This is a genomic window from Pseudofrankia asymbiotica (genome assembly GCF_001983105.1).
GTDB classification, from domain to species: domain Bacteria; phylum Actinomycetota; class Actinomycetes; order Frankiales; family Frankiaceae; genus Pseudofrankia; species Pseudofrankia asymbiotica.
In genome coordinates, this window is the sequence record NZ_MOMC01000042.1 from 84,456 (window position 1) to 108,497 (window position 24,042).

The following is a 24,042-nucleotide window of genomic DNA, read 5'->3' on the forward strand; positions in this document are numbered from 1 at the left end:
AGGTACCGGCTATCCGAGGAGGGTGTCCAGGGTGGCGAAGGCGTAGCCGCGGTCGCGCAGGGCGCTGATGATGCCGGGCAGAGCGTCGGCGTCGAGCGTCGAATGGTCCTGCGGGTGCGAGCCCAGGTGCATGAGCACGATCTCGCCGGGCTGGAGCGCGTCCAGGACGCGAGCGGCGACGGAGGCGGCGGTGCGTCCGCCCGAGGTGCCCTGCCAGCCGAGGGTGTCGACCGTCCACCGGATCGGCACATAACCGAGCGCGTTCACGGCGGCGATGTCATGCGCGTTCCGGTCCCCGAACGGGAAGCGGAAGAACGGCCGCGGGTCCTTGCCGCCCGCCGCCAGGATGTCGCGCTCGGCCCCCAGCACCTCGCCGCGCAGCGCGACGTCGTCGATCTTGGTGAAGTACGGGTGGGTCGACGAGTGGTTGCCCATCCGCCCGCCCGACGCCGCGATGTCGCGCACCTTCGACGGGAAGCTGTTCGCGAACTGCCCGGTGAGGAAGAACGTGCCCGCGACGTGCTCCCGGGCGAGCGCCGCCAGGATCGGGGCGACGCCGTCCGCGTTGGCGCCGGCGTCGAAGGTCAACGCGACGATCTTGCGGTCCGTCGGGACGCGCTCCCAGTCCTTGCCGAACACCCCCGCGGGCAGGCCTGTCCCCGGCGTCGGTGGCGGAGGGCCAATGGTGCTCCGTCGCGGCGTCGGCAGCGGCGGCGGCGGCAGGGCCGGCACGGTGGTCGGCCGGTTCGGCTGTCCAGCGGACGGGCTGGGCACCAGCGTGCCTCGCGACGAGCTCGCGCTCGGGCCGTCCGGTCCAGCGACCCCGGTCACGGCGGCCGTACCCGTGGCCGTGGCCGTGGCCGAGCCGGGAGCTGGCCTGGCCGGTGAATCGCCGCCGCAGGCCGCGAGCGCGACGACCAGGCAGACCGGTGCGCACCAGGCGGCCGCGCGGTGTCCGCGCGTCATGGTGAGTCTGACGTCCGCCTCGCCCGCGCGGTTGCCCGTGATCAACGACGGGTCCGGAAGCGACGGGTCCGGGAGTGGTGGGTCCGGAGGTGGCGGGTCCGGAACCGATGGGCTTGGCGGAGACGACCCGGGCGAAACGCCGAGAGCCAAGCGCCGGCGAAACTGTCCGGAACACGGCATATGGTGCCCTCGACGCGCGCTTCACGGCTCGGGTACCGGGCGGCCCCGGATCGGATGCGGCAAGACACGCCGAAGTCGGGCGAACACGCCTCGGCCGTGGCCGGCCGGATAATGCGGGGCTGGCGTGATCGCGGTCCGGGCGGACGCGCTCCGAGCACGAGAACGCGTACCTGGCCGAGCGAACGCCGGCCGGCAGGCCGCGCGACGGTGGAGGTGACGTACCCGTGACGGTGACGGATGCCGGTGGTCGCGGTGGCGCGCCGCCGAACGGCGCGCGGCAGCCGCGCCCGGACGACGCCGCCGCCGCGCCGGGCGCCCCGGCCGCCGCCACCGCGCCGGCCAACCCCCCGGTCGGGCGGGTCATGGGCACGGAAGAGGCCACGCCGCTGCTCTTCCACGTCGCGCTGAACGAGGGCAGTTACCTGCAGCTGGACGACGTGGTGGTCACGGTCCGCACCGTGCCCGGTGTCGGGCCGGTGATGACGGCCGGGGTGGTCACGCAGGTCGAGGCGCGGCACGAGGGCGCGAGTTTCGACTCGGACGTGTTCCTGATCGCCGAGGGCGTGCTGCCCGCCCAGGTGCAGGAGATCGCCGAGGTGACGACGACACGCCTGGAACCGGAGATCTACGTCCCGCCCCGCCCGGGCGAGCTGGTGCGGCGCGCGACCGGCGACGAGCGGGCGATCGCCCTCTACTTCGACCAGATGGAACGCCAGGTCCCGGTCGGGCTGGGCCGCGACGGCACGCCGATCTACATCAACCTGGAGTTCCTCGACGGCACCCGCGGCGCGCACGTCTCCATCAGCGGCATCTCCGGCGTCGCGACGAAGACCAGCTTCGCGCTGTTCCTGCTGTACTCGGTCTTCCGCTGCGGCGTGYTCGGCCGGGCGGCGGTGAACGCCAAGGCGCTGGTGTTCTCCGTCAAGGGCGAGGACCTGCTGTTCCTGGACCGGCCGAACATCCGGCTGACCGACGAGGTCCGCGCGGTCTACGCCCGGCTGGGGCTGCCGGCCGAGCCGTTCGCGTCCGCCGGTTTCTTCGCCCCGCCGCTGCCGGGCGACACCACCGGCCGGCCGCACGTCGCGGCGCGGACCTCCGGGGTGAGCGCGTTCTGGTGGACCCCGCTCGAGTTCTGCCGGGAGGAGCTGCTCCCCTACGCCTTCGCGGACTCAGAGGACGACCGCCAGCAGTACACGATGGTCGTCCACCAGGTCACGAACCGGCTGCGCCTCGACGCGGTCCCGTTCGGCGCGGACGGCRCCGTCAAGGTCGAGGGGCAGGTCCTGAGGACCTACGAGGAGCTCGTCGACTTCGTCATCGACCGGGTCAACGACGAGGGCGCGCGGGCGAAGTGGGCCGGCCCGGCGACCGGCGCCGGCACGGTGAACGCGTTCGTGCGCCGGCTGCGCTCGTCGCTGCGGGCGCTGCGCACGGTCATCCGGGCCGATATCCCGGACACCTCGGGCCGCCGGGTCAGCACGACCGGCCACCAGGTGACCGTCGTCGACCTGCACAACCTGCCGGAGCGGGCACAGCGGTTCGTCGTCGGCGTGGTGCTCGCGGCGGAGATGCGGCGCAAGGAGGACGCGGGCCCCGGCGGGCTGCTGTTCACGATGCTCGACGAGCTGAACAAGTACGCGCCGCGCGACGGGACCAGCCCGATCAAGGAGGTGCTGCTCGACATCGCGGAACGCGGCCGGTCGCTGGGCATCATCCTGGTCGGCGCGCAGCAGACGGCGAGCGAGGTGGAACGGCGGATCATCGCGAACAGCGCGATCCGGATCGTCGGCCGGCTCGACCCGGCGGAGGCGTCCCGGCCGGAGTACGGGTTCCTGCCGCCCAGCCAGCGAGCCAGGGCGACACTGGCGAAGCCGGGCACGATGTTCGTCACCCAGCCGGAGATCCCCGTCCCGCTGGCCATCACGTTCCCGTTCCCGGCCTGGGCGACCCGGCCGTCGGAGGCGGGCGACGACGGCGGGCCGGAGGCGCCGCCCGCGCCCGGCGGCGGGCCGGCGGTGCCCGCGCAGTCCCGCCAGGACCCGTTCAGCCGGCTGCCCGACCCCGACGACGACCCACCACCGTTCTGACCACCGCCACCGCGCCGCTCGTCCACCGGCGGGCGCGCCCCGCGCCCGGCCGCGCCGCGAAGGACCGCTCGCCATGAGGTTTCTGCACACGTCCGACTGGCACATCGGCAAGTCCCTGAAGGGCCGCAGCCGGCTCGACGACCAGGAGGCGGTGCTGCGCGAGGTCGTCGGCATCGCCCGCGCTCACGAGGTCGACGCGGTTCTGGTGGCGGGCGACGTCTACGACTCGGCGGCGCCGTCGGCGGAGGCGCAGCGGCTCGCCGTCCAGACCCTGCTCGGCCTGCGCGGCACCGGCGCCGAGGTGATCGTGATCGCCGGCAACCACGACCACCCACGCTCGTTCGAGGCGTACCGGCCGCTGATGCGAGCGGCCGGGATCACGATGGTCGGCACGGCGCGCAGGGCGGAGAAGGGCGGGGTCGTCCCGTTCACGGCCCGTGGCACCGGTGAGCCGGTGCGGGTGGCCCTGCTGCCGTTCCTGTCGCAGCGCTACGCGGTGCGCGCCGCCGAGCTGGTCACCCAGACGCCGGCGCAGAACGCCGCGAAGTACGACCAGATGGTCCGTGACCTGCTCGCCGCGCTTTCGCAGGGCTTCGACGACAACGCGGTCAACCTGGTGCTCGCGCACCTCACGGTGACCGGCGGGAAGCTCGGCGGCGGCGAACGGCTGGCACAGTCGATCTTCGACTACTACGTGCCGGCGACCGCGTTCCCCGCCGACGCGCACTACGTCGCGCTCGGTCACCTGCACCGCCGGCAGACGCTGCCGGCGCCCTGCCCGGTGGAGTACTGCGGCTCCCCGCTCGCCGTCGACTTCGGCGAGGAGGACTACGTGCCGGTGGTCCGGGTCGTCGACGCGGCGCCGGGCGTGCCGGCGAAGGGCGTCGACATCCCGGTGACGGCCGGGCGGCGGCTGCGGACGGTGCGCGGCACCGTGGCGGAGCTCGCCCAGGCGGCGGCCGAGTACGGCGACGCGCTGCTGCGGGTGTGGGTCCGCGAGCCCGCGCGCGCCGGGCTGCGCGAGCAGGTGCGGGAGCTGCTGCCGAACGCGCTCGAGGTGCGCATCGACCCGGAGTTCGCCGCCGCGGCCACCGGCTCACGGCCCAGCCGCCCCGCGGACGGGCAGCGCGGCCCGTCGGACCTCTTCCACGAGTACCTCGGCACGCAGAACATCGCCGACGACCGGGTCGAGGCACTCTTCGCCGCCCTGCATGACGAAACTGTCGGAGCCGACCGGCATGGTTAGCCCCACGGCCCCGGGCGTCGCCGCTGGTCGGGAGGCCGGCGCCGGTCGGCACGGCTCGCCGGGGCACGCCGGCCGAGCGGCGGCCGGGACGGGCGAGGGCCGAGGACGCGGGCACCGAGGACGCGGGTACCGAGGAGCGCCGGAGGGGGAGAGCTGATGCGGCCGGTGTTGCTGGAGATCGCCGGTTTCGGCTCGTTCCGGGACGCGGCGGAGGTGGACTTCGCCGACGCGGACTACTTCGCGCTCGTCGGGCCGACCGGGTCCGGGAAGTCGACGGTCATCGACGCGATGACGTTCGCCCTCTACGGGTCGGTGCCCCGGTGGAACGACCGGCGGATGGTCTCGCTGGCGCTCGCGCCGACGGTGGCGCGCGGCACGGTCCGCCTGGTCTTCGACGCGGCCGGCAGCCGCTATGTGGCGGCCAGGGAGCTGCGCCGGATGGCCAGCGGCGGTGTCACGGTGCGCAATGCCCGGCTGGAGAGGCTCGCCGACGCGGCGGGGCTCGGCGCGCCCGGCGAGCAGACCGAGGTGGTCGCGGCGGACTCCGAGGTGAGCAGGGCCGTCGAGGCGCTGCTCGGCCTGAGCTTCGAGCACTTCTGCTCCTGCGTCGTGCTCCCCCAGGGCGACTTCGCCGAGTTTCTGCACGCCAAGCCGGCCGACCGGCAGAAGATCCTCACAAAGCTGCTCGGTCTCGGCGTCTACGACGAGATCCGCGTCGCGGCCAACAACCGTGCCACCGAGCAGCGGCACCGAGCCGAGGTGCTCGACGAGCGGTTGGCCGGCTACCGCGACGCCACCGAGGAGGCGGAGACGAGCGCCGCCGGCCGGGTGGACACGCTCGTCGAAGTCGCCGGCAAGGTCGACGCCGCCCTCGCCAGGGCCGCCGCCAGCGCCGCGGCCGCCCAGGAGGCGGCGGCCGAGCTGACCCGGGTCCGCGACGAGCGTGACCTGCTGGCGGCGGTCCGGATGCCGGCGGGCGTCGTCGAGATCACCTCCCGGCTGGCCCGGGCCAGCCGGGCCGCCGCCGAGGCGGCCGAGCGACGGCACGCGGCCGAGCGGGCCGACACCGCGGCCCGCGACGACCTGGCCGCGGCACCCGAGCGCGCCCCGCTCGAACAGGCCAGCCGCGACCATGCGGAGCTTGCCCGGCTGCTCGCGGCCCACCCCGAGGCCCAGGCGACCCATGCCGCGGCCCGTGCCGCCCTCGGCAGGGTGACCGCCGCGGTCGCCGAGACCCGCAAGGCCCGGGAGGCCTCGGCCGCCGCCCGGGACGAGGCCTCCCGGCAGGCCCAGGAGGCGGCCGGCGAGGTGGCCCGCCTGCGCGCCGACCGTGACCTGCTGGCGAGCGTGCGCACCCCGCCGGGCGTCGTCGCGGCCGCGGGGAGGCTGCGCGCGGCCCAGCGCGCCGCCGCCGAGGCCGGGCGGCACCGCCAGGCGGCGGAACGGGCGGACGACGACGCCCGGGCCGCGCTGCTCGCCGCTCCCGACCGGGCGGCCCTGGAACGCGCCCGCGACGCGCATCACGAGCTCGGCCGGCTGCTGCCGGCACGCGCCGAGGCCGACCGGGCGCATGTGACCGCGAGACGCGCGCTGGACGCGGCGATCACAGCGGTTGACAATGCCCGCCGCGGTCACGGCGACGCCGCCGCCGCGCTGGAGCGGGCCCAGACGGGCGACCTGGCCGCCGCGCTGCGCCCGCACCTCGTCGCGGGCGAGCCCTGCCCCGTATGCGAGCAGGAGGTCGTCACCCTGCCCGCCGCCGCTCACCCGACGGCGCTGGCGTCGGCGCGCGCGGCGCTCGACGCGGCCAGGAAGGCGCTGGACGCCGGCGAGCAACGCTCGGCCGAGGCCGGCCGGGCCGAGTACGAGGCCAGGCTTCGGCTGCGCCAGCTCACCGAGCGCGAGGACGAGCTGCGACGCGGGCTCGCCGACGCGCCGAACGAGGAGGGCGTCGCGGCGGGTCTCGCCGAGATCGCCCGCCGCGAGCAGGTCGCCGCGCACGCGGCCCGCGAGCTGGCGGCGGCGCGTCAGGACGCGGACGCGGCCGACCGGGCGGCGGCCGGGCTCGCGGCGGCGGGCGCGCGGGCACGCGCGGAGCTGGCGGCGGCCCGCGATCCGCTGGTCGCCCTGGGCGCGCCCGGCCTCGTCGACGAGCCCGACGACCCGACCGGCGGGACCGGCGGGACCGGGGTGGACCTGGCCGGAAGCTGGGCACGGCTGGTCGGCTGGGCCGGGGAGTTCGCGGCCGAGCGGACGACGCAGCTCGGCGGCGCGGCGGTCCGCGAGGCGGCCGCCCACGAGGCCCTCACCGCCGCCGACCGCGCCCACGCCCAGGCTTCGTCCGCCGCCGACCGGGCCGAGCGCGACCAGGTCGCGGCCCTGCACGACGAGCGCACCGTGGCCAGCCGGCTGGAGTCCCTGGACGCGCGGATCACCCAGCTGCGTGCCGCGCTCGCCGGTGCTCCCGCCGCCGCCGAGGTGGCGGCGGCGCTCGCCGAGCTGGACCGGCGCGCGGGGGCGGCCAGGGAAGCCGATCACCTGCTGCGCGCGGCCCGCGCCGAGGCCGACACCGCCGCCGCCGAGCTGCGCCTCGCCCAGGACGCGCTGCGCGAGGCCCACGCGGTGCTGGCCGGGACACGCGATCGGGTCGTCGCGCTGGGCGCGCCGGCGCTCGCCGGCCATGACCCACTCGCCGACTGGGCGTCGCTCACCGGATGGACGGGCGCCGAGACGGCCGCGCGGGAGCGGCGGCTGCCCGGCCTGGGCGACGCCGTCAGCCGCGCCGAACAGGCGAGGGACGGCGCGGCACGCGCGCTGACCGAGCTGCTCGCGGCGCACGGAGTCGAGCCGCCCGCCTCCGCGGCCGCCGACGCCGCGGCGCGCGCGGTGTCCGTGGCCCTGGAGCGAGCCCGGGCGGACCGGCATCGGATCGCCGAGCGGCGCGCCGAGGCCGCCGGGCTGCGCGACGGGCTGACCCGGGCGCGGGAGGCCGAGCAGGTCTCCCACCAGCTCGGGATGTTGCTGCGCTCGAACGGGTTCCAGCGCTGGCTGGTCGCCGCGGCGCTGGACACGCTGGTGGCCGACGCGTCGCTGACGCTGGCGGAGCTGTCGGGCGGGCAGTTCGAGCTGACCCACGAGGACGGCGAGTTCATCGTCGTCGATCACACCGATGCCGACTCCCGCCGCCCGGTGCGCACCCTGTCGGGCGGGGAGACGTTCCAGGCGAGCCTGGCGCTGGCACTGGCACTGTCCGCGCAGCTCACGATGATGGCGGCCGCCGGCGCGGCGCGACTCGACTCGATCTTCCTCGACGAGGGGTTCGGCACCCTTGACGACGCGACGCTCGACGTCGTCGCGACGACCCTGGAGAACCTGGCCGGCGGCGGCGCGGGCGGCGCCGGCCGGATGGTCGGCATCGTCACGCATGTCCACGCGCTGGCCGAACGGGTCCCCGTCCGTTTCGCGGTGAGCCGCGACCAGCGCACCTCCACTGTCACCAGGGAGAACGCTTGACGACCACCACGGGCCCCATCGCCTCGGGCGTGGCGCCTTTCGCCGCCCGGGGCATGCGGTTCAGCGTCGACGCGTGGGACCCGAGCTACGGCACCAGCGTGGCCGGGGATGACCTCGCGGACTCCAGCGCGCGCGTGGAGGTGAACCTCGAGGTCCGAGCGGCGGCGTGGCGGCCCATGGCCGTGCCCGCGGCCAGGGGACGGTCCGTCGCCGTGCCCGCGGCCGTGCTGTTCGTGGACGGAGTGCGCCGGGTCGAGGCGAGGGCGTGGATCCATGACCTCGCGCCGAGCGGCGGCCGGGCGACCGCCGCCGCGCCGGCCATCTGCGCCTCGTACGCCTGCGGCGTCGTCTGCTGCTGCGGTCAGGGCGCCCACCTGCTGGGGGCCCATGTCCGCCGCGGCCTGTTCACCGCCGCCAGTCACGCCGTCGACCTCACCACCGGCGGCGGCCGGTACCGCGTCAGGACGGCCAAGGACGGCCCCGACGGTCCCACCCTGGCGCTGCAGCAGGAGATGCTCGAGCTGGAGGTGCGGATCGCCGCCAGGGCCCGCGGTACCCATGAGCTGGTCCAGACCGTCGATGACGACGACCATCCGCTCGCGGACGTCCTCCCGGGCGAGTTCGGCGAGGGGTTCGGCGGCCAGGACGGCCACGCCGGTCAGGCCAGCCAGGCCAGCCAGCACACCGCCGACCGGTCCGCCGGGCAGGCGGACGACCTGCTCGTCGTCGACGGCCCGCTGCGCGGCCGGACCCGCCTGCCCCGCATGCTGGGCTTCGTCAAGACCCACCACACCCAGTACCTGCCGGCGGCGCAGCACGCCGTCGTCGGCACGCTCGACCGGGCGGAACGCACGCCGATCTTCCTGCTGAACAACCGCCGGGACGCCAGCTGGGACCGGTTCACCTGGTACCTGCGGCTTCCCAGCCGCCCGGGTGCTCCCTGGGCCGGCGTCGCCCGCGTCGAGTGCCGCGCCGACCTGCCCCTCGACGAGGCCGTCGCGCTCGCCGACCTGAGCCAGGCCGTGCTTCCCCGGTTCGCCTCCCAGGAGTTCAAGGACGGCCGCGCTCCCCAGAACCTGTACCCCATCGCCGGGCTGGAACGGGCGCTGCGCCGCCGCCTCGGCGACGCCCAGCTTCTCTACCGCTCGCTGCGCCGCGCCGCCGCCGGCTGACAGTGGTGCCCGCCCCCGCCGGGGTGCCTGCCCCTGACAGGGGCAGGCACCCCGGCGGGGCCCGTGGGGGCGGGCGCCCTCAGCTCTTGGTAGCGCGGTAGTAACGCAGGGCGCCGTCGTGCAGCGGGATGGGCGCCGTGGCGATGGCGCTGCGCCGGTCCAGCGCGTAGGCGACCGGCACCCGGTCGGCGATCTCGGCCCGCGCGTCGAACAGGATCCTGGTCACCTCCTCGACCAGTCCCGGGTCCGTGTCGGCGCGGGTGACGAGCAGGTCGGGCACGGYGACCGTCGGCGTGTCGACGGCGTCGCCCGCGAGGTGGTATGTGTCCGCGAGGATGGCCCCGGAGCGGTAGACCGGGTMCCACTCGGCGTGCAGGCCGGCGGCGAGCTGGCCGAGCGGGACCAGGCGGATCGGGGTCTTCGGGGGCAGCTCGGTGATGCCGGCGGTCGGCAGCCCGCCCGACCAGAAGAACGCGTCGATGGCGCCGCCCCGCAGCGCGGCCACCGACTCGTTGATGCCGAGCCGGCTGACGCTCAGCGATGCCGGGTCGATCCCGGCGACGGAGAGCATCCGTTCGGCGATCAGCTCGGTGCCCGACCCGTCCGAGCCGACCGACACCCGCTTGCCGGCGAGGTCCGCGATGGCGCTGATCGGGGCGTCCGCGCGGACCACCAGGTGCACGTAGTCGTCGTAGATCCGTGCCAGCGCCCGGATCGGCACCCGCTTGGTGAACGGCGCCCGCCCGTCCACGGCGGAGGAGGCGGCGTCGGCGGCCGTGAACGCGAAGACGTTCGCCGACCGGGCGACCTGGCGCACGTTGTCGACCGACGCCGTGGTGGCTATCGCCTGCGCCTGCACTCCGTCGAGGCGGCGGTTGACGGCCGCGGCGAGCTCCACCCCGTAGGTGTAGTAGATGCCCTTGGTCCCGCCGGTCAGGATCATGATCGTGCCGTGCCGGTACTGGTTGTCCTGCCCGTCCCTGGCCACGGCGTAGACGGCGGCGGTGGTGGCGACGAGCACGGCGGTCGCGGCGGACAGGACGGTGAGCACGCGCCGACGCGTCAGCCACCCGCGCGTCGGGCGCCCCAGTCGTAACCGCCTCATTACCGGACGACGATACCCGGACACGGCTACCCACAGTAGGGACGGCCGGCCTACGCCCGCGGCGCTCACGGGCGATCGGGCACGCTCCGCGGCACCGCTCGGGGAGCTCAGAACTCTGAAGGCGCAGAACTCGAAGGGCTCAGAGCGCGAGGCTCGGAAGACCAGCTCGGAAGGGCTCGGCGGACGGGCGCGCCCGGGCGGGGCGGGGGGCGTGGCCTGGCTGGCGCCAGCCAGCCAGGCCACGGAAATGCCTGTCGGCCGGAACTACCTCCTGCCGGCGGTGACGGTGATGGTCACCGTGGCGGTGCTGGAGTAGCTGCCGTCGACCTTGGACATGTCCACCACCAGGAACGAGCCGTCGTCCTGCTTGCCGTTCGGCAGGATCTTCGCCTTGAGTTGGAACGGCGCGGCGCTGTTCGTCAGACCGGAGATACCGAAGTCGCTGTCGTTGGCGACGACCAGCGTCCTGCCGCCATCCGTCGTCGCGACTCCTTCGACCTTGTCGTGGCCGAAGAAGCCGCCCGTCGGGTCGAGCGTGCTGACCAGGCCAGCGAAGTYGACGTACAGCGACTTCTTCACCGGAGTGATGCCGGCGGCGGCCAGTGTCGAGAGCGCGGCGGCGGTGGTGGACTCACCGACGGTGCCCTCGATGGTCTTCTGAGCCGAGCCGAGGAGCAGACCGCCCTGGCTGGCGACGTAGGTGGCGCCCGGGATGTTGGCCTTCGGGCCGACGTCGGTCGCGCCGGTCAGGTCAATCCTGAAGCACTTCTTGAACGCCCCGGGCTCGAACTTCCCGTCGCGCTCGTCGACGAGGAACGTGTTGTTGGACAGCGCGGTGATCTCGGACACGGCGCCCGTATTCACCTTCGGGTCGTCCAGCAGGTAAAGGTACTCGCGCGTGGCCTTGGTCTTCAGGTTGTAGGTCACGATCCGCAGYGGCGCGACGTTCACCGGCTTCCCGGACAAATCACGCTGCTGCAGCGCCGACTGCACGATCCCGACCAGCGTGTCGCCGTCGGGCGTGATGGTCAGGCCCTCCATGCCGCGGTTCGGCATCCGCTTGCTCAACTCCGCGGGCAGCGAGCCGTCGAACGGCGAGAGCCGCCCGATCTGCCGGCCGTTCGCGTCGAAGTGCGTGATGTACGGGCCGTACTCGTCGGAGATCCAGAAAGTGCCGTCGCGCAGGGCCACGAGGCCCTCGGGGTCATAGCCGTAGGGGCTCGCCGCGAGGGTGGTGCCGTTCAGGTCCAGGATCGTCTCGCCGGTGGTCGCCTCGGTGCTGACCCGGCCGTTGTACGGGGAGCCGTCCGCCGCGCGCAGCGGGATCGACCGCTCGAGCTTCGCGACGCCGTCCTTGAGCCGGAACTTGCCGATCGCGGGGGTGAAGTCGGGCAGCGGCTCGACCTTCGCCCCGTTCGGGCCGTCGACGTTCGGTCCGCGGTCCGTGACGCCGTAGAACTCGTCGCCGCCGCCGTGCGGGGCCGGGTAGAGCGCGGAGCCGTACGCCCCGCCGCTGATCTTCACACCGCCGATCGTCGCCAGTGACGGCAGTTGGGTGTCGTACCGCGTGACCGCGTCACTCACCGTGTAGGAGAAGGAATCCGTACCGATGAAGCCGGGGTTCGGCTTGTAGGTGAACGTGCCGTCTGGTTCGAGGGTGAGCGTGCCGTTGGCGGGCTTGGTATTCGTTACCAGTTCCAGGTTCTCGCCCTTGTCGTTGCGCAGGATGCTGTCGCCATGGCCGCTGGCGGTCAGCGTCCGGCCGGCCTGGACCTGGTAGCTGTCGTCCTTCGCCAGCGGCTCGTCGCCGCCGGCCTGGGCGATGCCGCCCCCCAGCAGCGCGACGGCCACCGCCCCCGCGGCGGCCGAGGTCAGACGTATGCGGTTCATCCAGTTCCCCCACTGTCCGGCGCGTGCCCGACGGCACGCCGTCGGCGAGCCTCTATCCCGCCGATGGCCAGACGTGGTCCCCGGGGTGGAGTAACGGTTAACCGGCAAAAACGTATTGTTCCCACGTCCCGACGACTTCCTGGGGGGAGCCCGGCGGACGGCGGCAACCCACGCCAGGCACCGCGTCGAGCCCGCGCCGCCCGGCCGCGAGCCGGACGCGGAACCGRCACGTCAGGAGGCCGGCACCTTCGCCGGGAGCGTCACGGCCGCGAGAGCGGCGAAGGGCCGGCGCGGGACGCGCAGGGTCACCGCCAGGCCGGTGGGCTCCACCAGCGCGACCGACAGGCCGCCGCCGGAGGCCTCCAGCAGCGCGATGGCGATGCTCAGGCCCAGCCCGGAGCCACCGACGTTCACGTTGCGCGGGCTGCGCCAGAACCTCCGCCCGACGGCGGACAGCTCCTCGGGCGCGACGCCGGGGCCCTGGTCACGCACGACCACCCGCACCGAGTCGGCGTCCCGCAGCACCACCACCTCGACGGTGGAGCCCGCCGGGGAGAACTTGATCGCGTTGTCGACCACCGCGTCGAGGGCGCTGCCGATCGCCGTGCGGTCGGCGTACCCCATGGCCTCGGACAGTCCCGTCTGGCCGAGGACGATCTGCCGCGACGTCGCCACCGGCCGCCAGGCCGACAGCCGCTCGCGCGCCGCGGCGGCGACGTCGAACAGCACCGGGCGGGTGGCCGCGTGCTCGGCCTGGGCCAGCGCGAGCAGCTCGTCGAGCACCTCGGTCAGCCGGCGCCCCTCGGCCCGGGTCTCCTCCAGCTCGTCGAGCCACTCCGGGGGCAGGCCCAGCCCGATGGTCTCGATCCGCAGCAGCAGCGCCGAAAGCGGGTTGCGCAGCTGATGGGACGCGTCCGCGACAAAGGCCCGCTGCTGGGAGATGACCTCCTGCACGTGGTCGGCCATCTCGTTGAACGCGCTCGCGAGCCGCCGCAGCTCCGGCGGCCCGACCCGTTCCAGCACCCGGGTGGACATCTGGCCGGTGGCGATCGCGTGGGTGACCGCGTCCAGGCTGTCGATCGGCGCGAGCAGCCACCTGGTCAGCCGCAGCGCGACCGCGAGGCACAGCAGCAGCGCCGCCAGCTCGCCGAGGCCGAGCAGCAGCCAGCGGCGCACCACCTGGCCGCGCAGCCGGTCGGTCGGGGAGACGGTGAGCGCCGCCCCGACCACGTCCCCGCCCGCGAGCACCGGCTCGGCGATCACGAGGGGCCGATCCTGCCAGGGCCAGATCTGCGCCGGGTTCTCCCCCGCCCGCCCGAGTAGCGCCGCGTTGAGCTGCGCGCGCACCCGCGGGTCGGGAGCCGACGGCACGACACGGGAGGCCGCACGGACGGTGACGTCACGGCCGTAGATGACGGCCTCGACGCCGTATACCTGGTCGTAACGGACAAGCTCACCGGTCAGGGCCCGGGTGCCGTCGGGTCCCGGGTTCTGCCCGGCCATGCCGGCGAACCGGGTGGTGTCGCCGAGCCGGTCGAAGAACATCGCCTGCTGACGGCCCTCGGCGATGCTGCGCGCCAGCGGGATGCCGAGCACGACGAGCGCCGCGGTCATCAGCGACAGCAGGATCACCAACAGCCGGACGCGCACGAGACGATCAGGCCCGCCGGCGACGTTTCACGGCGGCCGCGGCGGCCAGCTCCGGCACGGCCGCGTCCTGCTCGGCCGCGTCCTGCTCGGCCGCGGCCACGGCGGCACCGGTGCCGGCAGGGGTGACCTCGGCGGGCGGGGGCGCGGGAGCGCCCGCCGCCGCCAGCCGGTAGCCGACACCCCGCACCGTCTGCACGACGAACGGGTCGCCCACCTTGGCGCGCAGCGAGGCCACGTGCACCTCGAGCGTGCGCGAGGCCGACTGCACCGACGAGCCCCAGACCTCGCTGATCAGCTGCTCGCGCCGGAACACCACGCCGGGCGCCCTCGCGAGCTCGGCGAGCAGGTCGAACTCCTTGCGGGTCAGGACGACGGCCCGCCCGTCGTTGCCCGTCACCTCTCGGCTGTCGAGGTGGATGCGCAGGCCGCGGGTCTCGACCACCCGGCCGACCTCCGCCACACCGGCGGTGACGGCCGCTCCCGCGGAGCCCGCGCCACCAGCCGCCCGGCCGTCCGGCCGGCTGGGCGTCCCGCCCAGGTGGCCGGCCGTCTCGGCGTCGGCGGGGGCGAGCGGGTCGGGCCGGGAGCGGCGCACCACGGCATGGATCCGAGCGATCAGCTCGCGCAGGTCGTAGGGCTTGACGATGTAGTCGTCCGCGCCCAGGTAGAGCCCGTGGATGCGGGCGGACAGCTCGGTCCGCGCGGTCACCATGATTACGGGGGTGTTGGACACCTTGCGAATCCGGCCGCAGACCTCGAAACCGTCGCGGTCGGGCAGGCCCAGGTCCAGCAGCACCAGATCGGGCCGGGTGTGCATGAGATCAAGGGCGCGCGCGGCGGTACGGGCCCGGACGATGTCGAAGCCGTGCCGGCCGAGCACGCTGGACAGAGCCGCCGCCACGCGGTCATCGTCCTCCACGATCAACAGCCGCATGGGGCACTCCCGTCCGGCGACGTCGCGCGCACCTTACCCGCGGTCCGCCCTCCTGGTATCACCACCGCGGCCGGCCCTCATCGCGCCGCCCGTCCTGCCTCGACAAGTTAGCACTCCCGTCAGCTCCACCCCCGGGTCRTGTTAATTCGGGTCGCTTGTAGCTCGGGACATCGTCCCGTGGATGGTCGGTGGCTCGCGGGCGAAGCTCGGTCACCCCCGGGATAAATGGGCGCTCTGAGGGTAACCGCACACCCGGGCCATTACCCCGGTCGTGGTGGTGGGCAGCGTCTTGTTCAGCATTTCCCRCCCGCCATTCGGGAAAGGAGCCGTTGACATGCCTCCTCCCGCCATCCCATGGACACAACGCCATCCGCCGGCGCGGCGAGCCCGGTCCGCGCTCATTCCATTTCCGGCTCGCTCCGGCCTACGCCGACAGAGTCAGGAGGTCAGGAGGTCAGGAGGTTAGGAAGTCGGGAGGTCAGGAAGTCGGGAGGTCGGTCCGGCCTGGCCCCCAGGCGGCGGGATCGTGGGGATGGTGGCTCAGCCGGCGGGGGCGGGCAACGTGTCGTCCGCCGGGCCGCGCGCGATGACGTTTCGGCGCGCCCGCCGCCCGCGCGGCGCGGCGTCCGCCGACCCGGCGCCGATCGTCGCGGACAGGAACGCGGCCACCAGGCACAGGAACGCCGCGCCGTACCAGGCCGCCGTGTAGGTACCGGTCACCCCGCGTATCCAGCCCGCGGCGATGGCCGCCACCGCGGCGCCGAGCTGGTGCGAGGCGAACACCCAGCCGAAGACCACCGGGGCACGCTCGGGACCGAACTCGGAGCGGCACAGCGCGATCGTCGGCGGCACCGTGGCCACCCAGTCCAGCCCGTACACGACGATGAAGGCGATCATGCTGGGATGCGGCGCGGCGCCACCGCCGGCGCCCGCGAGGGCGAGCACCTACGGTGATCACCATCGGGCCCCCGTCGCGCCGGTACCGGATGATCCGCGTCGCCCAGATCCTCCTGCTGGTCGCGGCCGTGTTGCTCGCGGCCTCCGGCTTCACCCAGGCCTCCTGGCTCGACGCGGTGGCCTGGCCGCTGCGGAACACGTTCAGCCTCGCGGTAGGCCTGCTGTGCGTCCTGCGCGCCGTGATGATCCGTGGTGACCGGGCGCCCTGGGCGGCCCTCGGCGGCGGGCTGATCCTGTACGGCGCCGCCACGCTCTGTTCCTCCGTCACCGGGCACCTCATCGAGGGCGAGCAGCAGGCCATCGCGCCGTCGGTCATCGACGCCGGCTGGTTGGCGTTCTATCCGGCCTGCTACGCGGCCGTCATCCTGCTGCTGCGCCACCGGCTGCTTCGGCTGCCCAGGAGCCTGCTGCTCGACGCGCTGATCGGCCTGCTCGGGGTCGCGGCGCTCACGACCGGCCTCGGCGTGGTCATGAAGCGGCGCGAGCCCGAGCTGGGACTCGGCGACCTGCTGATCGCGCTGGTCTATCCGCTCGCCGATCTGCTGCTCGCGTTGCTGGTGCTCAGCGTGTTCGGCCTGCTCGGCCGCCGCGCCGGCCGGGTGTGGTGGCTGCTCGGCTGCGGCATGCTGTGCTTCGTCGCGGCGGACACCGCGCTGGCCTCGCAGACGGCGACCGACGGCGGGTTCTCCCCTGGCGGCCCGTCGGACGTCCTGTGGGCGCTGTCCCAGCTGCTGCTGGCGTTCGCGGCCTGGCAGCGCCAGCCCCGCATGCCTCCGGCCAGGGCCGCCGGTTGGGGCATCATGCTCATCCCCACGGTGCTCGCCCTCACCGCTCTCGGCATCCTCGTGGCCGGTGCGACCGTGAGCCTGCCGCTGGTCGCCGTTCTGCTCGCGGCCTGTACCGTGATCGCCGCACTCGGGCGGGCGGGGCTCACGTTCGTCGAGATGCAGCGGCTGGCCGAGTCCAAGGCGCTGGCGCTGACGGATGACCTCACCAACCAGCCCAACCGGCGCGGCCTGGACGAGCGGCTGCGCGCCGCCATCACGCGTGCCACCGGCGCGGGGCACTCGCTCGCCCTGCTGCTCCTCGACCTCGACCGCTTCAAGCTCGTCAACGACTCCCTCGGCCACAAGGTCGGCGACGAGGTGCTCGTCGAGGTCAGCGGGCGCATCGCCACCGCGCTGCGCCCCGGTGACGTGGTCGCGCGGCTCGGCGGCGACGAGTTCGCCGTGCTGCTGGAACGGACCGACGGTGCCGGCGCCCAGCTGGTCGCCGACCGGGTGCGCGCGGCGCTGAATGACTACTTCCACGTCGGCACGCTCACGATCCCGGTGACGGCGAGCATCGGCGCCGCGGTCTACCCCGACCAGGCGGCCGACGCCGACGAGCTGCTGGCGCGTGCCGACATCGCCATGTACGCCGCCAAGAAGCGGCACACCGGCGTGGAGCACTACGACCCGGGGGCCAGCGACGCGTCGCTGGTCGAGCTCACGCTGACCGAGGCGCTGCGGGACGGCATCGGCGGCGACCAGATCGAGGCGCACTTCCAGCCGAAGGTCGAGATCGCCACCGGCCGGATCCGGTCGGTGGAGGCGCTGGCGCGCTGGAACCACCCGGACCGGGGCCTGCTCGCCCCGGACTCGTTCGTGCGGCTCGCCGAGCATGCTGGGCTGATGCGCCCGCTGACCACCGCCGTGCTCGGCCAGTCATGCGCCCAGCTGGCGAGCTGGCGCTCCGCGGGCCTCGACGTCACGGCCGCGGTGAACATCTCCGCGACCGACCTGCTCGACCAGGCCTTCCCCGACCATGTGCGCGGCCTGCTCGCCGCGCACGGGCTCAGCGCCGACGCGCTCGAGCTCGAGCTCACCGAGACCACGCTGATGCTCGACCGCGCCCGGGCGAGCGCGGTGCTCAACGAGCTGCACGACCTGGGCATACGCATCGCGGTGGACGACTATGGCACCGGCTACTCGACGCTGGCCTACCTGTCCGGGGACTTCCCGGTGGACGTGCTCAAGCTTGACCGGTTCTTCGTCAGCCGGCTGGAGACCAACGACGTGGCTCGCAAGATCGTCCGTTCGACCGTCGACCTCGCGCACGACCTCGGACTGCGGGTGGTCGCCGAGGGCGTCGAGACGGAGAGCGGGCTCGCGCTGCTGCGCGACTTCGGCTGCGACCTGGCCCAGGGCTTCTTCGTCGGCGAGCCCGGCCCGGCTGAGCACGTCACCCCAAGGCTCGCCTCGGCCACGATGCCCGCCGCGCCTCCCGTGACCATCACGGGCGGCGCCCAACCGGCGGGATCCGCCGGGCCGGCCGGCGCGCGGCCGAGGCCGACGATGGCGACGACCGCGCGAACCGTTCCGGCCCAGCCGGCCGCCGACGGCCCCGGGGGCGCCGGATCACCTTCGCCGGTCCGGCGGGAACCCCGGGCCGGCTCGGAGCCGTGAGCCTGACAGCGCGGCCGGCTCAGCGCGGCCCGAGCTGGTGGGACACGCTGCCGCTGGCCGAGGGTCCGCCCGACGGGCCGGTGGCCCTGGGCGGCAGCGCCACCCCGGACGCCCTCATCGGTGCCTACCGGGCCGGCGTGTTTCCGTGGCCGACGGAGGATGTCCAGACAGCCCGGCAGTCGCGCCAGTTCACGCTCGCGCCGCGCGCGGTGGGCCGGGGCCGCGGGCGCCGGTCGCGGCTCGGAACCCTTCCGTGGTGGTGCCCCGACCCGCGGGCGGTGATCCCCGTCGGCACGGTGCGCGCCGTCAGGTCACTGCGCGCCCGGATCCGCTCGTGCGGCTGGACGACCACGATGGACCGGGCCTTCGACGAGGTCGTCGGCCACTGCAGGCGCACGCCGCCCGAGGTCTGGATCACCGACGAGCTGCGCGCCGGCTACGCCCAGCTCCACGCGCTCGGCTGGGCGCACAGCCTGGAGGTGTGGGCGGCCGACCGGCTGGTCGGCGGCACGTTCGGCATCCTGGTCGGCGGGGTCTTCGTCGGCGAGTCGATGTTCCACGGCGAGACCGACGCGTCCAAGATCGCGCTGGTGGACCTCGACGCCCGGTTCGCCGCCGCCGGTGGCCGGCTGCACGACGTCCAGATCGCCAGTGACCACCTGCGCACGCTCGGCGCCGTCGAGATCCCGCGGGACCGCTATCTGGCGACGCTGCGGGCGGTCCGCGACGACGACATCCGGCTCGTCACCGACCAGCTCCCCGTCGACCGCCTGCTTCCTCGACCACCCGCGGCCCCCTCCTCACTCTGAGGTACCAGGTCAGGTCGTCGTCGGGGCGTCCGCCGGGTCCCAGTCGTCCGCCGCCCGGCGCAGCGGGAACCGGTCGGCCGCCGCCGCGATGACGCCCAGCAGCTCCTCGATCTCCTCGTCCGTGTTGGCCGCCGTGACCGAGATCCGGAAGCCGGTCTCACCGCGTGGCACGATCGGGTACGGCACCAGGGTGGCGAGGATGCCCCGCTCGAACAGGAAGCGCCCGAGGGGCTCGATCAGGTCGGGGTCGGCCAGCGGGACCTCGACGATCGGGAACCCGGTCGTGTTCAGCGTGTCCAGGCCGAGCGCGCGGACGCCGTCGAGCACCCGCGCCGTCCGCCGGTACAGCTGGGCACGCCGTTCGTCGCCGTGGGCCGCGTTGAATCGCAGGCCCGCCTGCGCGGTCGCGAGCGAGGCCACCGGAGGCGGGCCCGAATACGTGTACGTTCCCGCGGTGACCCGCAGGAAATGCCTGATCTCGGGCGGGCACGCGACGAAGGCCAACAGCGACGAGTAAGCCTTCGAGAATCCGCCGACGAGAACCAGGCCGTCGTAGTCATGGTCGAGGTGGCGCACGATGCCGTTGCCCCGCGACCCGTAGGGCGAGAGCTCGTCGACCGACCGCTCTCCCAGCACCCCGAAGCCGTGCGCGTCGTCGATGTAGAGGACCGCGTCGTACCGATGGGCGAGGTCGGCGAGCTCCGCGAGCGGCGGGCCGTTGCCCGTCATGCTGTTCACCCCGTCGACGCAGATGACGCGGGGGTACCGGTCACTCGCCGCGAGCTTGAGGGCGAGGTCGGACAGGTTCTCCTCACGGAACCGGATGACCTGCGCGCCGCGCGCCGACGCCATCCGGGCGCCTTCGTGGATCGTCTGGTGAGCGCGACGCTCCAGAAACACGGCGCCGGCGCCGGCGAGGGCCGGCAGCACCGAGAAATGAATGTGGCTGATGGTCGGCAGAAGCAGGGTGTCCTCGGCGCCGAGGAGCTCCGCGAGCTCCTCCTCGATCTCCGCGAACAGCCGCGGGTTACCGACCAGCCGACACCAGCTGGGATGGGTCCCCCAGCGGGCGATGTACTCGGGGATGACCGCGCTGATCTCGGGCTCGAGGTCGAAGCCGAGATAGTTGCAGGACGCGAAGTCGATCAGCCAGCGCTCGCCCACCCGGATGCGCCGGCCGTCGATCTCGTCCACGACCGGGTCCCAGAACGGGACGCGGCCACGCAGCCGGTGCATCTCGGCCAGCCTGCCCGGCGGCTGGTCCAGCACCCGACCGAAAGCCGGCGCGAGCGATTTCCCGACGGTCGGGACTCCCGCCGATGCCGGGCCCTCGACTGTGTGCGCGGGCACGAACACGATCACTCCCTGCGCGACCGCCGGCATGGCCCCGGCGCGGGCACAGATCGTCTCGCGGGTCCGGGCAATACGGGCGATACGACTCTTGTAGCAAATCGGACTTTAGATATTTCAACATAGCGAATGGGATCAATGACGTCTATAGATATCCATCCGCGGTCTGATCAACGCGGTCCGTCCAGGTCGGCGGCACCGAGATCACGCCAACGCCAGCTGTCGACGGCCGACCACTGACCGCCGGGAAAGACTTTCGGATGATCCGGCGCCGGAGGCCCGCGCCGAGTTCGACCTCACGCCGCGGCGGTCTGGGGCTGACGCCGTCAAGGCTGAGGCCGTCAGCGCGGTGTCGGCATCGGCCGGATCGCCGCGCCTGCCCGACCGACACCTCGGGCCGATCCCGCCCGTCGGCGGCCGGGGTCGGTCTCGCCCCTCCGAGGAAGCCACGCCGACGCCCGCGAGCCGACGCCGGCAGGCTGTGTGAGATCAGCCCCAGCGAGGCATCCCGCATCCGTCGGAGTCCCGAATGCCGGCGGCGAGAACCCGCCGGCGGAGCGCTCCCGCGGTGACCTGCCCACCGCATTCATCATGTCGGATGGGTGTTAGTGTCCGCCTATGGTTGACGTGGCCCCAGATCCGCTACCGGCCTCGACGGCACCTACTGCCGAGTCGACGGCTGCGGAAGCGACGCGACCGCGAGCGGCGACGCTGCCCACCGTGCCGTATGTCGGCTGGGGCCTGCGTCGGTCCTGGACCCTCTTCTCGGAGCACCACAGGAAGCCCGTCGACCCGCCGGCCAGCTTCTACCGGCTCATCGCCGCGGACTCCGTCCGCCAGCTCTCCCGGTACACCTCGGTCGCCGGGCAGGACGTCCTCGACGTCGGTGGCGGCCCGGGTCACTTTCGGGACGCGTTCCTCGAGGCCGGCGCCCGCTACTGCTGGGTCGAGCCGGACGTGTCGGACCTGGCGGTCACCGACGTTCCGGGCCGGATCCGGGGCAGCGCGCTCGCGCTGCCGATACGGACCGACTCCGTGGGCATCACCTATACGTCGAACGTGCTGGAGCATGTGCCGGACGCCTGGCAGATGTGCTCGGAGCTCGTCCGGGTGAYCCGCCCCGGGGGGCTCATCTACCTCAGCTACACCACCTGGCTCTCCCCCTGGGGCGGCCACGACACCGCGCCATGGCACTACCTGGGCGGCCGCCGGGCCCTCGCCCGTTACGAACGGCGCAACGGCGAGCTCCCCAAGAACATCTATGGCGAGACCTTGTTCCCGGTGTATGTCGCCGATGCCCTCGCCTGGGCTCGTTCCCGGCAGGACGTCGTCGTCATCGACGCCCTGCCGCGATACCTGCCGGACTGGTCCAAGCCGCTCCTGAAGGTTCCCGGGGTGCGAGAGATCCTCACCTGGAACCTTCTGCTGGTCCTCCGCAAGATATGACCACCGMCACCGCCACCGCCGGGAGCCCGGTGGACCCACCAGGTCGCCTGGGCCAGTCACTGGTCCCGACTCGAGCGATCGCACCGCTGCCGGACCCGCGTTAGCCCACGCACAGGCCCGACAAGGAGTAGTGCCACGCGTGACGAGCCGCGGGCGCTACGACGTCTCCAGAGCGCCCGGTGGCGGACCGCCGCGGCCAGGCGCCCGCCCCACTCGCCGGCGGATCGCGGCCGCCCTCGGGCTGGGCACCGCGGGCCTGGGAGCCGCGGCCTTCGGCGCCACGGTCGGACTCCGACAACTCCTTGGGGCGGAGAAGGACACCCTCGGCATCCTGTCGATTTTCGGCGCGCCGGACAGCTTCGGTGAGCTGGCGACGTCCGCCACGATCGAGACGGTCGACGTACCCGGTTTCGGCTTCGGCCCCGGCCAGTCGGCGTTCATGGCCGCGGTCTCCGACGACGGCACCGTGTTCATGGGAACGACGCCGTTCAGTGACAACCAGCTGATCCCGACCGCGGCCAGCATGGAAGTGGGCGTCTTCTACCCGGAAGCACGTCGATTCTCCCGGTTGACGATTCCGACGACCGCTGGCCACCTCCTTGTCACAGACCCGGCCCTTCGGGAGGTCGGTGGCGCGGATGTCGCCGATGTAGTCGTCGTGCCCGACCCGGTCGCCGGCGATCGGGTGGTGCTGGTTTCCGCCGTGGCGTACCACGRCTGGGACACCCGAGCTCACGGCGAGTTCCCCAGCTTCGGGCAACTGCTGCGCGACCGATCCGGCGACTGGCGCTACGAACGATCGCTGTCCCGGACGGCCACCGAGCTCGCCGGGCTCGCGCCGCCAGCGGTGGCCGCCGGCGCCTTCCCCACGGGGAAGGCCACCGCGCCCCCTTCGGCTCGCGGGCTGGCCTCGGTGGCGCGGCTCCCGCGCTCGGGCCACCTTGTCGTCGCGCAGTACCTCGGAAACGGAGGGAGGATCAAGTCGGGCGCGTTGCTCGTCGTCGACCTGGAAGGGCGGACCCGGGCCTGGTGGCAGTACCCACCGACAACCCCGCTGGGTGTCCCGACCGTGGTGAACCCGCGCGAGGTCGTGACCGACCCGACCAGCGAGCCGGATGACGAACGGTTTGTCCTGATCAGCGACTGCTTCACCGGGGGCKCGCCGCAGCCGTTCCCGGTGCAGGAGTTCTCCTATTCGGCGAGCACCGGCCAGATCGTCCCGAAGAGTGCGGCCGTGCGGGCCGCGCAGGACGGATCCCGAATGGAGTCCGCCYGTTTCGACCTGGCCGGGAACCTCTACGTGGCGAGGACGAAGGCCGACGGCCTGCGCGCGGACCCGATGGCCGTCTACACCAAGACCGGCCCGGAGCGCAGCCTGGTGACGGCGGCGCCGGCCACGGGCGACTGGCCCGGCTTCTTCGGAATCGAGTGCCGCCCCGACCACCTGCTCCCAGAGACAGGACGGGGCGGCCTCGTGCGTAGCCTGACGACGGACCCGACCAGCGGAGCCATCCTGCTCGCCGGCCTCGGCGGGATGCTTCAGGTCGTCCGGCCGGCCGGCTCCGGCCACGAGATGACCTTCCGCACGTCGGCCATCGACATCGGGCTGTCGCGGCTGCGCGGCTCGGCGACCCGGTACGTCGGAGTCCGGCGGGCCGCGGTGGACGCCCGGCGCAGAACACTCTGGCTCCCGGTGAACCAGGTGGTGCTGGACAGCATCCCGTGGCCGTACCCGCCGTTCAAGCTGGACCAGTGGCTGATCCGCGTCGACCTCGACCTCCTGCTCCACCGCTGACTGCTCCGCCGCTGAGCGAGCCGGGCACGATGGGAGCCATCAGGACATCGCGCTGGTCATCCCTGAAGGAGCGGGGCCGGTCAAGACGATGCTGGGATCTGTTTTGGCTGGTTGTGGGCGTGCGGGGGTTGGCCGCCGTGGGGTCGGCGGCGTGTGGGAGGGGCAGGCAGCTGTRCCTGCCGTTGTGTGCTGCCCGCGGGTTCGCAGAGGCTCCGGGGTCAGGGCCCGTGGGCCCCGGAGGGGACCCGGTCGCCGTAGGCGATGCGTGAGCAGCCTTGACGCTGGAGGGGCGGGCCCGCACGCTGCGTCGCGGACCCCACGGCGGCCGGCCGGGTGACCGAGATTTGGCGTGGGGTTTGGGTGCGGCCGTCAGGCCGCTCGACTGCTGTATGTGTCTGAACTGGGAAACGGTTTCCTTTCAGACGGGTAGGGGTGGTGCGGTTTCGTCTCCATCCCGAATCGGTGTCGGGGGCAGGTTCGGCTGCCAGTCATCCC

General features: G+C 73.6%; 15 protein-coding genes. 8 read left to right on the top strand and 7 right to left on the bottom strand.

What is annotated here, in order from left to right:
* Window positions 1-9 precede the first annotated feature (9 nt).
* Window positions 10-966 (bottom strand): polysaccharide deacetylase family protein, encoded by a 957-nt coding sequence (locus BL253_RS20615; protein ID WP_081438493.1) that lies wholly within the window; start codon window positions 964-966, stop codon window positions 10-12.
* 404 nt (window positions 967-1,370) lie between these two features.
* Between BL253_RS20615 and BL253_RS20620 the strand changes: the two genes are divergently transcribed.
* The 4 genes from BL253_RS20620 to BL253_RS20635 all read left to right on the top strand — a co-directional run bounded on the left by BL253_RS20620 (window position 1,371) and on the right by BL253_RS20635 (window position 9,164).
* Window positions 1,371-3,233: an ATP-binding protein gene (locus tag BL253_RS20620; protein WP_096336053.1), complete on the top strand. Its 1,863-nt coding sequence runs from the start codon at window positions 1,371-1,373 to the stop codon at window positions 3,231-3,233.
* A gap of 73 nt (window positions 3,234-3,306) precedes the next feature.
* Window positions 3,307-4,479, top strand: coding sequence for an exonuclease SbcCD subunit D (locus BL253_RS20625; protein WP_076818764.1), 1,173 nt, complete (start codon window positions 3,307-3,309; stop codon window positions 4,477-4,479).
* Window positions 4,480-4,635: 156 nt separating this feature from the next.
* A complete protein-coding gene (locus BL253_RS20630; RefSeq protein ID WP_076818765.1) occupies window positions 4,636-7,992 on the top strand; it encodes an AAA family ATPase in 3,357 nt (1,118 codons plus the stop codon).
* Window positions 7,989-9,164, top strand: coding sequence for a hypothetical protein (locus BL253_RS20635; RefSeq protein WP_081438490.1), 1,176 nt, complete (start codon window positions 7,989-7,991; stop codon window positions 9,162-9,164). Before BL253_RS20630 ends, BL253_RS20635 begins: the two co-directional genes overlap by 4 nt.
* 79 nt (window positions 9,165-9,243) lie before the next feature.
* Here BL253_RS20635 and BL253_RS20640 read toward each other — a convergent pair whose 3' ends face one another.
* From BL253_RS20640 to BL253_RS20660, 5 genes are all read right to left on the bottom strand, one after another.
* A complete protein-coding gene (locus tag BL253_RS20640; protein WP_241834969.1) occupies window positions 9,244-10,215 on the bottom strand; it encodes a TAXI family TRAP transporter solute-binding subunit in 972 nt (323 codons plus the stop codon).
* A gap of 318 nt (window positions 10,216-10,533) precedes the next feature.
* Window positions 10,534-12,159 (bottom strand): esterase-like activity of phytase family protein, encoded by a 1,626-nt coding sequence (locus tag BL253_RS20645; protein WP_076818767.1) that lies wholly within the window; start codon window positions 12,157-12,159, stop codon window positions 10,534-10,536.
* Window positions 12,160-12,390: 231 nt separating this feature from the next.
* Window positions 12,391-13,809, bottom strand: coding sequence for a sensor histidine kinase (locus BL253_RS20650; protein WP_076818768.1), 1,419 nt, complete (start codon window positions 13,807-13,809; stop codon window positions 12,391-12,393).
* A 7-nt stretch (window positions 13,810-13,816) separates the two neighbouring features.
* Window positions 13,817-14,743, bottom strand: a complete 927-nt coding sequence (locus BL253_RS20655) for a response regulator transcription factor (RefSeq protein WP_076818769.1) — start codon at window positions 14,741-14,743, stop codon at window positions 13,817-13,819.
* Between the two features lie 540 nt (window positions 14,744-15,283).
* Complete coding sequence (locus tag BL253_RS20660) at window positions 15,284-15,688, bottom strand: MFS transporter (protein ID WP_241834970.1); 405 nt, start codon at window positions 15,686-15,688, stop codon at window positions 15,284-15,286.
* 5 nt (window positions 15,689-15,693) lie between these two features.
* Here BL253_RS20660 and BL253_RS20665 point away from each other — a divergent pair, with 5 nt between their 5' ends.
* Together BL253_RS20665 and aat are read left to right on the top strand one after the other, a co-directional pair.
* Window positions 15,694-18,147 carry a putative bifunctional diguanylate cyclase/phosphodiesterase gene (locus tag BL253_RS20665; RefSeq protein ID WP_241834971.1) on the top strand — a complete coding sequence of 818 codons (2,454 nt, stop codon included), beginning with the start codon at window positions 15,694-15,696 and terminating at the stop codon, window positions 18,145-18,147.
* Window positions 18,144-18,956 carry a leucyl/phenylalanyl-tRNA--protein transferase gene (gene aat, locus BL253_RS20670; RefSeq protein ID WP_076818770.1) on the top strand — a complete coding sequence of 271 codons (813 nt, stop codon included), beginning with the start codon at window positions 18,144-18,146 and terminating at the stop codon, window positions 18,954-18,956. Before BL253_RS20665 ends, aat begins: the two co-directional genes overlap by 4 nt.
* 9 nt (window positions 18,957-18,965) lie before the next feature.
* Here the strand turns inward: aat and BL253_RS20675 are convergent, their stop codons facing one another.
* Window positions 18,966-20,306: an aminotransferase class I/II-fold pyridoxal phosphate-dependent enzyme gene (locus BL253_RS20675; RefSeq protein WP_338013731.1), complete on the bottom strand. Its 1,341-nt coding sequence runs from the start codon at window positions 20,304-20,306 to the stop codon at window positions 18,966-18,968.
* 618 nt (window positions 20,307-20,924) lie between these two features.
* On the opposite strand from BL253_RS20675, the gene BL253_RS20680 reads away from it, so the two are divergent.
* Window positions 20,925-21,752, top strand: coding sequence for a class I SAM-dependent methyltransferase (locus tag BL253_RS20680; protein WP_198946333.1), 828 nt, complete (start codon window positions 20,925-20,927; stop codon window positions 21,750-21,752).
* Between the two features lie 139 nt (window positions 21,753-21,891).
* Window positions 21,892-23,547, top strand: a complete 1,656-nt coding sequence (locus BL253_RS20685) for a hypothetical protein (protein ID WP_241834972.1) — start codon at window positions 21,892-21,894, stop codon at window positions 23,545-23,547.
* The last annotated feature ends 495 nt before the right edge of the window (window positions 23,548-24,042 follow it).